Source organism: Tetzosporium hominis (assembly GCF_002265435.1).
GTDB classification, from domain to species: Bacteria; Bacillota; Bacilli; order Bacillales_A; family Planococcaceae; genus Chryseomicrobium; species Chryseomicrobium hominis.
Map to the genome: position 1 here is coordinate 84,057 of NZ_NOKQ01000276.1, position 13,528 is coordinate 97,584.

General features: G+C 42.7%; 11 protein-coding genes. 10 read left to right on the forward strand and 1 reads right to left on the reverse strand.

The annotated features are described in order from the left end of the window. The first annotated feature begins 4 nt into the window (after positions 1-4). The 7 genes from CF394_RS12715 (at position 5) to CF394_RS12745 (ending at position 8,901) form a co-directional block, all read left to right on the forward strand. Entirely contained in the window at positions 5-3,022 is a 3,018-nt protein-coding gene (locus CF394_RS12715; protein ID WP_165767560.1) for a DNA polymerase III subunit alpha, read from the forward strand. A 73-nt stretch (positions 3,023-3,095) separates the two neighbouring features. After that, positions 3,096-3,785, forward strand: coding sequence for a FadR/GntR family transcriptional regulator (locus CF394_RS12720; RefSeq protein WP_243370858.1), 690 nt, complete (start codon positions 3,096-3,098; stop codon positions 3,783-3,785). Further along, entirely contained in the window at positions 3,782-4,645 is an 864-nt protein-coding gene (gene accD / locus CF394_RS12725; RefSeq protein WP_094944093.1) for an acetyl-CoA carboxylase, carboxyltransferase subunit beta, read from the forward strand. Before CF394_RS12720 ends, accD begins: the two co-directional genes overlap by 4 nt. Next, the gene (gene accA / locus CF394_RS12730; RefSeq protein WP_094944095.1) at positions 4,639-5,592 is read left to right on the forward strand and encodes an acetyl-CoA carboxylase carboxyl transferase subunit alpha; all 954 of its coding nucleotides are present in this window, start codon (positions 4,639-4,641) and stop codon (positions 5,590-5,592) included. The genes accD and accA overlap by 7 nt, the downstream gene beginning before the upstream one ends. A 173-nt stretch (positions 5,593-5,765) precedes the next feature. Continuing rightward, positions 5,766-6,725 carry a 6-phosphofructokinase gene (gene pfkA, locus CF394_RS12735; protein ID WP_094944096.1) on the forward strand — a complete coding sequence of 320 codons (960 nt, stop codon included), beginning with the start codon at positions 5,766-5,768 and terminating at the stop codon, positions 6,723-6,725. A 16-nt stretch (positions 6,726-6,741) separates the two neighbouring features. Further along, positions 6,742-8,502 carry a pyruvate kinase gene (gene pyk / locus CF394_RS12740; protein WP_094944097.1) on the forward strand — a complete coding sequence of 587 codons (1,761 nt, stop codon included), beginning with the start codon at positions 6,742-6,744 and terminating at the stop codon, positions 8,500-8,502. Between the two features lie 12 nt (positions 8,503-8,514). Beyond that, the gene (locus CF394_RS12745) at positions 8,515-8,901 is read left to right on the forward strand and encodes an FxsA family protein (RefSeq protein WP_094944098.1); all 387 of its coding nucleotides are present in this window, start codon (positions 8,515-8,517) and stop codon (positions 8,899-8,901) included. Positions 8,902-9,124: 223 nt separating this feature from the next. Here the strand turns inward: CF394_RS12745 and CF394_RS12755 are convergent, their stop codons facing one another. After that, a complete protein-coding gene (locus CF394_RS12755) occupies positions 9,125-9,637 on the reverse strand; it encodes a hypothetical protein (protein WP_094944100.1) in 513 nt (170 codons plus the stop codon). 165 nt (positions 9,638-9,802) lie between these two features. Here CF394_RS12755 and citZ point away from each other — a divergent pair, with 165 nt between their 5' ends. From citZ to CF394_RS12770, 3 genes are all read left to right on the forward strand, one after another. After that, positions 9,803-10,918: a citrate synthase gene (gene citZ / locus CF394_RS12760; protein WP_094944102.1), complete on the forward strand. Its 1,116-nt coding sequence runs from the start codon at positions 9,803-9,805 to the stop codon at positions 10,916-10,918. Positions 10,919-10,999: 81 nt separating this feature from the next. Then, complete coding sequence (icd, locus tag CF394_RS12765; RefSeq protein ID WP_094944104.1) at positions 11,000-12,265, forward strand: NADP-dependent isocitrate dehydrogenase; 1,266 nt, start codon at positions 11,000-11,002, stop codon at positions 12,263-12,265. A gap of 762 nt (positions 12,266-13,027) precedes the next feature. After that, on the forward strand, positions 13,028-13,504 hold the full coding sequence (locus CF394_RS12770) for a MaoC family dehydratase (RefSeq protein WP_094944105.1): 477 nt from the start codon (positions 13,028-13,030) through the stop codon (positions 13,502-13,504). Positions 13,505-13,528 lie beyond the last annotated feature (24 nt).

Below are 13,528 nucleotides of genomic sequence, written 5' to 3' on the forward strand. Positions count from 1 at the left end.
TCCTATGGCGATCTGTTATCCACAACTTGTGACATCTATGGATTTATTGCAAAGTACGATACGTTTAGATCGCCTGGGGCCTTTCCTTGCTGGTCAAGGAGTACAGCTGGCTGCTTTGACCAACTCTACTTTATATGGTGTCCAGGCATTTTATAAAGAAATGGTGCGTCATTCGATTCAACCGGTTATTGGTCTAAGGTATCGCTTAGAGCTTTCTGATGAAGACGTGGTTCAAGCTATTAGTTACGCAACAAATGAAACAGGATGGAAAAATCTGCTCAAGTTATCTAGTGCTCTTGAGACCCGGCATGTTGATGCGTTGCCTACTTCCTGGTTTCGCGCTTACTCAAAAGGTTTAGTTACTGCTGTAGTCGTTACAGAAGACAGCTATCCCCGAATTGCTTCCTATTTATCCGCTTCAGTGATTCCTGCAGTTTCATCTGAAACAGTTGAACAGCATTTATTTATTGAAGAATTAAGGGAGATGCATCCTTTAGTTCTTCCTTATGCACCTGCTCAATTAGAGGACGAGGAAGACCGCCTCGCTTTTCGAGTTCTTCAAGCTCTTTCAGAGGGAAAGAAGCTTCAGGAAACAGAAGAGCTTCCTGTCATTCCACTTCTAACTAAACAACAATGGGATGACAAATTTGCATCGCTTGGCGACTGGCAGTCAACGTTTTTCCAGCTGTTTTGTGAAGGCTATGCAGTGTCTGAGAAGACACCTAAATTACCACGCTTTCCAGTTCCTGAAGGCACGAATGCAAATGATTATTTATCACGTCTGGCCACCCATCAGCTAGAACAAAAAGGTCTTGCAACAAATAATGCATATTTAGAGCGCTTAAAGTACGAACTATCAATCATCCAATCAATGGGATATAGCGATTATTTCTTAATTGTGCAAGATTTCATTAATTATGCGAAATCAAAAGGGATTTCCGTAGGTCCTGGTCGTGGTTCATCTGCAAGTTCCTTAGTTGCGTATGTCCTCGGAATTACTGGAGTTGATCCAATTGAATATGGCTTATTATTTGAGCGATTCCTAAATCCCGAGCGAGTATCGTTACCAGATATTGATGTCGACTTTGCCGATTACCGTCGAGATGAAGTCATTCGCTATGTGCAACAAAAGTACGGAGAGAAATTTGTGGCGCAGATTGTCGCATTTGGAACACTCTCTACAAAGGCAGTCGCTCGCGAAGTAGCAAGAGTCATGGAACTTCCACAAGAGACTCTCGCGTTTCTTTCTAAGTCTGTACCCGCTCAAGTGGCTTCTTTAGAGACAGCGGTCAACGAGTCAAAAGACCTCCAAGCATTCATATCAAGAGAGGAAAAGCATGAACTCTGGTACCAGCTGGCTAAACGACTTGAAGGGATGCCACGTAATACCACTGTTCACGCAGCAGGTGTTGTCATCTCACCCAAACCACTGGTGGAAGTCGTTCCAATTGAAGAACATAATGACGGCATGTATCTGACCCAATGGACAATGAAGGAAGTCGAGGAAGCGGGTCTTCTAAAGATGGATTTCTTAGGGCTACGCAACCTGACCATGCTAGATCAGATGACAGCAAGCATAAGAGAGACACAGTCACCAGACTTCTCACTTTCTCGCATTGACCGGGAAGACGCGAAGGCGCTTGCACTCTTATCATCCGGAGACACACTAGGAATCTTTCAGTTCGAGTCATCTGGAATGAAAAAGGCTTTGCAAACAGTCCATCCTACCTCGTTCCGAGAAGTAGTGGCGGTCAACGCCTTGTTCCGTCCAGGTCCGATGGCGTTTATTCCAAACTTTGCTGCACGGAAACAAGGGAAAGAAGCTGTGCGCTATGCGCATCCCTCTGTCGAACCTATCTTAAAAGAAACATATGGAATTATTGTCTATCAAGAGCAAATTATGCAGCTAGCACGAAGCATTGCAGGCTACAGCTATGCCGAAGCCGATAATCTTCGTAGAGCTGTGAGTAAGAAAGACCGTAATGTATTAACGGCGGAGAAAAACAATTTTACTACTAGAGCGCAGCAACAAGGAGTGGCTGGACAGACGGCCGCTACCTTATATGACTTAATCGTGAGATTTGCAGAGTACGGCTTCCCAAAAAGCCATGCAACAGCTTATAGCTTGATTGCTATGCAGATGGCTTATATTAAAGCTCATTATCCTGAAGCGTTTTACACGACATTACTAACATCTACAACCGGTAACAAAGAGAAACAAGTAGCGGTCTTTCGTGAAATGAAACGACGAGGACTTGCTCTACTGCCACCCGACTTATGGAAAAGCTTTGGCCGTTTTACAATGGACAACGGAGGCATCCGAGTTGGTCTGAGCAGCATTAAAGGGATACCGCGTCCGTTTATGCAACAATTGCTAGCGATTCGTAAACAACGAAATACACCGTGGAAGTCTTTGTTTGAACTCGCTGCTGATCTTTCTGCACAGTATTTTACACGGGCAACAATTGAACCGTTGATCAAAGCAGGGGCTCTCGATTTTCTAGGGAAAGACCGAGCTGTCTTACTGGCAAGCCTTGATCCGGCTATTATGCACGCAGAGCTCGTTCGACCTACAGTGGACAATGATTTACTGAGTGGTTCAATTGGATCCTTTGGAGAACCCAAATATACAGAAGCAGCGATTATGCCAGACAATTACAAATTGGCGTATGAAAAAGAGGTACTTGGAACATTTTTATCAGCGCATCCTGTCGAAGGAGCTCGAAATCAGTTCAACTCGAATTTGCGTCCAATTGATGAAGTCCAACTTGCGAATGGGAGTCAGGTGGAACTTGTCGGTTTGCTCAAAGACCTTCGCAAAATTCGTACTAAAAAAGGCCAAGCCATGGCATTTGGAGTTCTTGAAGATGAGCGCGATGAAATCGACCTCACGTTTTTCCCAGAAGTCTTTGCAAACGTAAATGTCCACTTGAAGGAACAAACGGTTCTTCATGTTCGAGGGAAAATAGAACAGCGTAACGGTAAAAATCAACTAATCGTTCAGTCACTACAGCCTCTATAGAAAATTTTGATTCCAGTCTTTCGGGACTGGAATTTTTTTATTGTGACAGTTGTCATGGTGAAAAAAATGCGTTATGCTACTACTTGTGAGTGGTCAGACCACTTTCAAAAATATGGAAACAGGTGACGATATGACATCTGCATCACCTAAATTATTTACAGAGATCGTCCGACAACTGAGGCAATTGATTGAACAGGAGCGGATTCCCATTGGTGGAAAGCTGCCGTCTGAACGAGAACTTGCCGAACGTCTAGAGGTAGGACGTTCCACGATCCGAGAGGCCCTTCGAAGTCTGGAGCTTTTAGGATTGATTGAAACGCGAAGAGGCGAAGGAACTTTCTTAGCTGACTTTCGTAACCATAAACTAGTAGAGATTTTGGCTACATTTATTTTAAAAGACACAAAATCAACTATAGATATCCATTCCACACGGCAAGCGCTCGAGAAACAAGCTATACATGAAGTGGTAGAAGGAAAGAGTGCCAGCTTATCTGTTTTAAAGAATGCATTGGTAACAACAGACGACATTCAACAGGAATGGTTTTTAAAGGAACTCGTCATTGCATCAGGCAACCGGCTGTCGATGAAAATTTGGTTGTTACTTAATGAGTACAGTAGTCGACCGTTTCGCACAGAGATGACGGAAGAAGACCGAAGTCATTGGCTCGAGCTGATTGAATCCATTGAAGCAGGAAACAGTCAGCAAGCGCAGCTGCAATTAGCGGCATGGGAACAACGATTGAGAGGGGAACTAGATAGATGATTCGAGAATTATTCGCGAAAAACAAAGTGAAGTATGCCACGATCCCTAAAAAAGAACATAAAAATGATGTTCCAGAAGGAATCATGACGAAGTGTCCTGGATGTAAGAAAAACATGTTCACAAAAGAAATTGAAACGAACAATTGGGTTTGTCCTCAATGTGATCATCACTATCCGTTAAATGCAAAGCAGCGTGTAGCTTCTCTTCTTGAAGAAGAAGGGCAACAATCGTTTGATATGGATCTGCAAACTACAAATCCTCTAGGATTCCCTGGATATACTGAAAAAATTCTGTCAGATCAGAAAAAGACAGGTCTCAATGAAGCGGTATGGACGGGAACAGGAACTCTAGAAGGGCAGAAAGTTGTACTTGCTGTCATGGACTCAACGTTCCGCATGGGCTCTATGGGTTCTGTTGTCGGAGAAAAGATTACGCGTGCTATAGAGTTTGCGACATCTAATCGACTACCATTCCTCATTTTCACAGCGAGTGGCGGTGCCCGCATGCAAGAAGGCGTGTTATCACTTATGCAGATGGCCAAGACTAGTGTAGCTCTTAATCGTCACCGAGCAGAAGGACTTCTGTATGTATCCGTCATGACACACCCTACTACAGGAGGTGTCTCCGCAAGCTTTGCTTCTTTAGGGGATGTGAATTTAGCGGAACCGAAAGCGCTGATTGGCTTTGCTGGTCGTCGGGTAATTGAACAGACTGTCCGTGAAAAGTTGCCTGAAGATTTTCAGACAGCTGAGTTTCTTTTAGAGAAGGGCCAGCTAGACGCTGTTGTGCACCGTCATGACATGAAGCAGACATTAGCGACTCTCGTGCAATTACACACCAAGGAGGCATCCCAATGGTAAAAGCTTTGCCTTTTGAAGAACCAATCGAAAAGCTGAAGTCGAAGATTGAAGAATTAAAAAACTATACGCAAGATGCCGAAGTGGATCTTAGTGAAGAAATCGCCACACTGGAGTCCCGACTCGAGCAATTACGAGAAGATGTCTATTCGAATCTGCAACCATGGGACCGTGTCCAGATTGCACGTCATCCAGAACGCCCTACGACATACGATTACATTGAAACGATTGTAGACAACTTTATTGAACTACATGGAGACCGTAATTATGGGGATGATGCTGCCATTGTCGGAGGAATAGGCACAATCAATGGGAATCCTGTAACAATCATTGGTCACCAGCGAGGTCGTGACACGAAAGAAAACGTTCGTCGCAACTTCGGTATGCCTCATCCTGAAGGCTACCGCAAAGCATTACGCTTAATGAAGCAAGCGGAGCAGTTTGGGCGACCAATCGTCTGCATGATCGATACTAAAGGGGCATATCCCGGAAAAGCTGCAGAAGAACGTGGACAGAGTGAAGCCATCGCACGCAACTTAATTGAAATGGCTGACTTAAAAGTTCCTGTCGTCAGTATTATTATTGGCGAAGGGGGAAGTGGTGGAGCTTTGGCACTTGGAGTAGGGAATCACGTACACATGTTAGAAAACAGTACATATTCTGTTATTTCACCAGAAGGTGCTGCTTCAATCTTATGGAAAGATTCAAGTCTCGCTCAAAAAGCAGCAGAGTCCATGAAAATCACAGCACCGGATCTTCAAGCTATGGACATCATAGATGACATCATTCCTGAAGTTAAAGGTGGAGCTCATCACGATCTAAAGCAACAAGCTGAATTTGTCAAAGAGACTATTGTGAAATCTATGAAGACTTTGACAGCTCTCTCAAAAGAGCAATTGATACAACAACGCTATGAAAAATTCGCGAAGATGGGATCATTTTCGTCCTGAAAACCGTGAAATAACGCACCTTTCAAACCTTTTTTCTTTCGAGAGAAAAGGTTTTTTGCGCCCTTTGAAAGAAATTCTGAAAATAAAGCGTTTTCATTGTTTTACAACTTAGACATCTGACTTCTTGCGTGATAAGCTAAATGAAGAAATGCTGACTTGAAGGAGGCAATCCTGTGAAAAGAATTGCGGTTTTAACAAGTGGAGGAGATGCACCTGGCATGAACCCTGCAATCCGAGCTGTTGTTCGGAAAGGGATTTATGAAGGTCTTGAAGTATATGGGGTGTACAATGGCTATCAAGGATTGATAGAAGGTAAGATCGAACCGATGACGCTTGGATTCGTAGGAGATATCATTCAGCGAGGTGGAACGAAGTTATATTCAGCCCGTTGTCCTGAATTCCGTACGGAAGAAGGTCAGAAAAGAGCACTCGAACAAATCAAGAAACATCAAATCGATGGACTTGTCATTATTGGTGGAGATGGCTCGTATCAAGGGTCTATGGTTTTGACGAACCATGGCATTCCATGTGTAGGCGTACCTGGGACGATTGATAATGATATTCCAGGAACAGATTATACATTAGGATTTGATACAGCACTAAACACAGTAGTAGAGGCAATTGATAAAATTCGGGACACAGCAACTTCACATGAACGTACATTTATCATTGAGGTAATGGGCCGTGATGCTGGGGACATTGCCGTTTGGGCAGGACTTGCTGGTGGTGCCGAGACAATCTTGATACCTGAAGTGAATGAATCAATGGAATCTATTGTGCAACGTTTAGAGAGCGGTTCTTCTCGTGGCAAGAAACACAGTATTATCATTGTTGCTGAAGGCGTAATGAGTGGAAATGAGTTTGCCGATAAATTAAAAGAACATACTGCAATGGATACTCGAGTTTCTGTACTAGGCCACATTCAGCGCGGAGGTACTCCATCTGCTCGTGACCGTGTGATGGCTAGTCAGTTCGGCGCAAAGGCCGTTGAAGTTTTGTTACAAGGAAAAGGTGGCCGTGCCATTGGTTTACGCCACAATCAAATAGTTGACTATGATATGAAAGAAGCATTCGAAGGAAAACATGAACTCGATCTTTCAATGTATCATCTATCAAAAGAATTATCTATCTAAGTGAGGAGACAAGGAAATGCGAAAAACAAAAATAGTATGTACGATTGGACCAGCCAGTGAAAGTGAGGAAATGTTAGAACGCTTGATTCTAGCTGGTATGAACGTAGCGCGTCTGAACTTTTCACACGGAAGCCATGAAGAACACGGAGCTCGTATTGAGAGAATCCGTAAAGTTGCGAAGAAGCTTGACCGTATCGTTGGTATTTTATTAGATACAAAAGGACCGGAAATTCGTACACATAAAATGGAAAACGATGCGATTGAACTCGTAACGGGTCAATCTATTGCAATTTCTACAACAGAAGTTTTAGGAAATGCAGACGTCTTCTCCATCACATATGACAAATTGATTGAAGATGTCTTCCCAGGCTCTGTCATCTTACTTGATGATGGATTGATTGAATTGATTGTAGAATCTATCGACAAAGAAAATGGCAAAATCTATACAAATGTAATCAATGCAGGAACACTGAAGAACAATAAAGGTGTCAATGTACCAGGAGTCTCTGTTCAGCTTCCAGGAATTACTGAAAAAGATGCTCAAGATATTTTGTTTGGTATTGAACAAGACGTGGATTTCATCGCAGCTTCTTTTGTACGTCGTGATTCAGATGTTCTTGAAATTCGTCAATTACTCGAGAAAAACGGCGGCGGTCACATCCAGATCGTTCCTAAGATTGAAAACCAAGAAGGTGTCGACAATATCGATAAAATCTTGGCAGTATCAGATGGATTAATGGTAGCTCGTGGAGATCTAGGTGTAGAAATTCCGGCTGAAGAAGTGCCATTAGTACAGAAAAAGCTGATTGCAAAATGTAACCACTTAGGAAAGCCTGTTATCACTGCTACTCAAATGTTGGATTCTATGCAGCGTAACCCCCGTCCAACTCGTGCAGAAGCTTCTGACGTAGCTAACGCGATCTTAGATGGAACAGACGCTATTATGCTATCTGGGGAGACGGCAGCGGGAATGTATCCAGTAGAATCTGTAGAAACTATGCATAAGATTGCAGTCCGTACGGAAAGAGCGGTTGACTATCGTTCAATCGTTGGCAAGCTAAGCAAGAAACGCGACGTGAACTTAACGGATGCTATCGGACAAGCTGTAGCCCATACGTCTTTAAACTTAAATGTTAAAGCGGTGTTAGCTCCAACAGAGAGTGGCCACACGGCTAAAATGATTTCGAAGTTCCGTCCAGGTGTGCCTATCGTAGGTGTTACGTCTTCAGAACGTCCAGCACGTCAATTGACACTTGTTTGGGGTGTCTATCCAATCGTTGGAGCAAAAGTTCACTCTACGGATGAAATTTTAGAGACATCTATTGAAGAAAGCTTAGAAAAAGGCTACGTATCTCATGGAGATCTAGTTATCATCACTGCAGGTGTACCAGTTGGTAAAGCAGGTACTACAAACTTGATGAAAGTACATGTCATCGGGGACATGGTTGCTAAAGGTCAAGGTATTGGAAAAACAACTGCAATGGGGAATGCTTACGTGGTAAAAGCTGGAGAAGTAGCCGACCCTGAAAAAGCTGAAGGCAAAATTCTAGTGACGGTTGGAACAGATAAGGATATGGTTCCAGCTATCGAGCGTTGTGTTGGGATCGTAGCAGAAGAGGGCGGTCTAACGAGCCATGCCGCAGTAGTTGGACTAACTCTTGGCAAACCGGTCATCGTGGGTGTGGAGAATGCGACTTCCTTGCTTCAAGATGAGCAAGAACTTACAATAGATGCAGAGTCTGGTGCTATTTATCACGGTCAGGCCCACATCATTTAAGGACGTGATTCTGTGAAGTGGATCATTGCATCCGTTTTACTGTTACCTATTGTTGAATTGATCTTGTTTTTGACTGTCGGAAAGGCGATTGGTGTCTTTTGGACTCTCGGTCTGATTTTGTTATCCGGCGCTGTCGGCATTTATTTAGTAAAATCGGTTGGAATTCAAGCGTTTAAAGACCTACCGAAACAAATTGAACGTGGTGAGCATCCAGCAAACACTGTGGTGGATGGAGTGTTAATCGGCATTGGAGCCGTGCTAGTTTTACTACCTGGTTTCTTAACAGATGCGATTGGAATCACACTTTTATTTGCCCCAACCCGGAAATTTTATCGACCTGCAATCAACCGATTTATCCAGCGCAAGATTCGTAAAGGAAATATTATCATCGTACGCTAAAAACCAGCCCTTGGCTGGTTTTTTTAGTTAGAAGATTGTAATTGAAGTTGTGCAACTGCAACAAAACAAAGTGGGATGAGGAGAAATCCTTTGATCCCAAACAGCATCAAAGCACTCGATAATATGACAAGTACTACAAGAGCAAGTGACTGTACTCGTTGTTTCCAGAGCAATGGCTCAATCAAATGTCGTGAAAATACTAAAAAGAAGAAAAATAATAACGTCATAGATCCCAGTAAATTCTGTTGTTCGGAGTAGAAGAAGGCATCCAATAAATCAAAACATCGGGTCGTCTGACAAAGGTAATCAATGCTATAAAAAACAAAGAGCAAAACAAAGCGATCTCCATGATCCAATCACTCGAGAGTTGCAACGTTGTATAGACGGTGTCAGTTTCCACAAACGATTGAAGTACCTCTAAGTTCCATTCACTTACATGCAACGGCTGAATAAGTTCTGGTAGTTCTGAGGTCAGGTTTTGAATTAGTTCAATCACGGAGTTTCCAGCTTGTTTAGCTTCATTCACTGCTAGTGGTGCTGAAATCCATACTCCGAATGCTAAAACAGACAGAGTGATGATGGACTTTAAAGGATGCCCTTTAACATAGTGCGCAACAAGGGTTAGAGTAAATGCTAAAAATAGAGCACAATTTATAGGGGTCAAAAACCATAGCATAAATATACAAAAAGCACTAATAGATATAAAAACAGAAAGTGAACGACCACTCATTTTCATCAATTACATCCAATCTTTTCAAATATTTAGGGAAACAACTGTCGTACAATTGTTATTTATTTATAAATTCAAGCGTTTTCATTCACAAACCCGCCATAATTAGCTATAATACGATAGGTAAGGTTGTTGAGGTACATATAGAAAGCATTCAAAGGAGAGAGACACATGACATCCACACGTGGACTTGAAGGTGTAGTAGCAACGCAATCAGCGATCAGCTCAATTATTGACGATACATTGACTTACGTTGGCTACGACATCGACGATTTAGCAAACAACGCAAGCTTTGAAGAAGTAGTGTATCTGTTATGGCATAAACGTCTTCCAAAGCATGACGAACTAGCTGAGTTAAAACAACAGCTTGCTGACAACATGGCAGTACCAGCTGAAGTACTAGCTCACTTTAAAACATATGACATCAAATCGGTTCACCCGATGACAGCACTTCGCACAGCAGTATCTATGCTTGGCCTTTTCGACGAAGCAGCAGAAGATATGTCTGACGAAGCTAACTATTTAAAAGCAATCAAACTTCAAGCGAAGTTACCTACTTTAGTGACAGCATTTGCTCGTGTTCGTAAAGGCGAAGAGCCAGTACAACCACGCACAGATTTAAACTATGCAGCAAACTTCCTTTACATGTTATCTGGTAAAGAGCCAGAAGCAATCGAAGTAGAAGCTTTTGATAAAGCACTTGTTCTTCATGCAGATCACGAATTAAACGCATCTACATTCACTGCACGTGTATGTGTTGCAACTCTTTCTGACATGTATTCTGGTGTTGTAGCAGCTATCGGAGCTCTTAAAGGGCCACTTCACGGTGGAGCAAACGAGCAAGTAATGAAAATGTTGAGTGAAATCGGTTCTGTAGAAAACGTAGAATCTTACATTCAAACAAAATTAGATAACAAAGAAAAAATCATGGGCTTCGGTCACCGCGTCTATCGCAATGGAGACCCTCGTGCGAAGCACCTTCGTGAAATGTCTGAAAAATTGACAGCATTACGCGGAGAGTCGAAATGGTACGAGATGTCTGTTAAGATTGAAGAGTTAGTGACAGGTCAAAAGAAACTTCCGCCAAACGTGGATTTCTATTCGGCTTCTGTATACCACTCTTTAAACATTGACCATGACTTGTTCACACCAATCTTCGCAGTTTCTCGCGTATCTGGTTGGACAGCTCACATTCTTGAGCAGTATGCAGACAACCGCCTAATCCGTCCTCGCGCAGAGTACACAGGACCTGGCATGCAGACATACGTACCGATCGACGAGCGTTAATCCGTACGAATTATACATTGGGGCTACCGCATCTTATGCGTCTAGCCCTTTACTTACGACCACTAGGAGGAGACAAATACTATGACAAACGGCAAAATCACAGTTGAAAACGGCGTATTAAACGTCCCAAATGAACCAATCATTCCTTTCATCGAAGGTGACGGAACGGGTCCAGATATCTGGAACGCAGCAGTTCGCGTATTAGATGCTTCTGTTGAAAAAGCATTCAACGGCGAGAAAAAAATTCAGTGGAAAGAAGTTTTAGCTGGTGAAAAAGCATTCAACCAAACGGGTGAGTGGTTACCACAAGCAACTTTAGACACAATTGATGAGTACCTTCTAGCAATTAAAGGACCTCTTACTACACCAATTGGTGGCGGAATTCGCTCATTGAACGTAGCACTTCGTCAAGAGCTTGATCTATACGCATGTGTACGTCCAGTTCGTTACTTCGATGGTGTTCCTTCACCAGTTCGTCGTCCAGAAGATACAGATATGGTCATCTTCCGTGAAAACACAGAAGATATCTATGCAGGTATCGAGTATGCAAAAGGTTCTGACGAAGTGAAAAAACTTGTTGATTTCCTACAAGGTGAAATGGGCGTTAAAAACATCCGTTTCCCTGAAACTTCTGGTATCGGAATCAAACCTGTATCTGAGGAGGGAACAAAGCGTTTAGTTCGTGCTGCTCTTGAGTACGCAATCAAAGAAAACCGCGAATCGTTAACTTTAGTTCACAAAGGAAACATCATGAAGTTCACTGAAGGAGCTTTCAAAAACTGGGGTTACGAAGTGGCTGAGCAAGAGTTCGGCGATAAAGTATTTACTTGGAACCAGTATGACAAAATCAAAGAAGAGCAAGGAACAGAAGCTGCTGATAAAGCTCAAAACGATGCTTTAGCTTCAGGCAAAATCCTTGTTAAAGATTCTATTGCTGATATCTTCTTACAGCAGATCTTAACACGTCCAAAAGAGTTCGATGTAGTAGCAACAATGAACTTGAATGGTGACTATATCTCAGATGCACTTGCTGCACAAGTTGGTGGTATCGGTATCGCACCTGGAGCAAACATCAACTACGTAACAGGACATGCAATCTTCGAAGCAACTCACGGTACAGCTCCGAAATATGCGGGTCTTGACAAAGTAAACCCATCTTCAGTTATTCTTTCTGGTGTGTTAATGCTTGAGCACCTTGGCTGGACAGAAGCTGCAAAATTAATCATGGACTCTATGGAGAAAACAATTTCTTCTAAAGTCGTGACTTATGACTTTGCACGTTTGATGGATGGCGCTACTGAAGTGAAATGTTCTGAATTTGCTGATGAGCTAATCAAAAACATGTAATTCTTTACTCAACCGGACTCTCTTCATAGGGAGCCCGGTTTTTTTAAAAATAAATTTCAGAGTTTTAATAACCGAGCACTCTATACTTTTTAACAGACTTTCTTCTTCTCTTTCGAGACGATGGAACTTCTCTTAGTGCAATAAACCACAGGTGCAGGATTCGCTTTTCGAGCGAATCCTGCACCTGTCTTCATCGTACGTGAGAAGATTCACATCTAGTTTAGGAAGAAAACCGGTTTGTAATTACTTTGCAGGAAGTTGTGGAAACTTACCATCCCTGATTCGGCTCTGCCTCTAGTTGGTCTTGTGATGAATACGGGTAACCTCTCAGAAACTATTTGGAGGCGGGGCTGTGCTGGGGCAAGGCCCGATAGATAGACTTCAAACTCACAGTTTAGGACAGCGAGCGAGTTAAGGTTAGAAATAGAAATCCCTAGGTTGTATCAACTAGTTTAATAAGTATAAATAATTTTTATTAGATTATTTGAACTTAACACGCTGTATTTTTCTTTGAGCACGAGATACCATTTCCCAGGGTATCAGAGGTTCTGCGAGACCCCGCAGTCGCCCGTAATCCATGTGTTGAAGAGCTAAAAACTCGTATGAAACTTAGCATCACTTCACCGAGGTGCAGCGAGGAGACTCGCGGGTTCTCCCCTTGGAAATGGTGTCTCGGGTGAAAGGAAGTCAATTTTATTAAGCTGGCGGGTGAGAAGCTTTCTTGATACACTAGAACCAAAGGGATGAATGGAGGAATTGCACGTGTTACTAGGGAAAAAACGCAAACTTGGCAGAAAGATCGAAGATATCACCGCAGGAGAAAAACTAGTCATCACAGAAAAAATCGAAGACAAAGATCTTTTGCTCTATTTAGGTCTAACAAATGACGCCAATCCACTTTACATACAACATGATTACGCAATGAAAACATCATTTGGAAAGCCGATCGTACCTACCATCATGCTGACAGGCATCGTCACATCGGCAGTATCTAAATACATGCCAGGACCGGGATCTCATGTGTTTGAACAACATTTAACATTCCCTTATCCTGCCTATCACTACGATACGCTCGAGTTCTTATTCGAAGTGCAAGACGTATACCCATCTGAAAATCAGATAGTCGTCAAGGTTGAAGCGAAAAACGAAGACCACCAAGTCGTGGTGAGTGGTACACTTCACGTTACACCACCTAAACTCGCCAACCGAATGATGGAGCAATCCATGGAAAATTTCTAACACTCAGGTTTGAAAAGGGGTTTT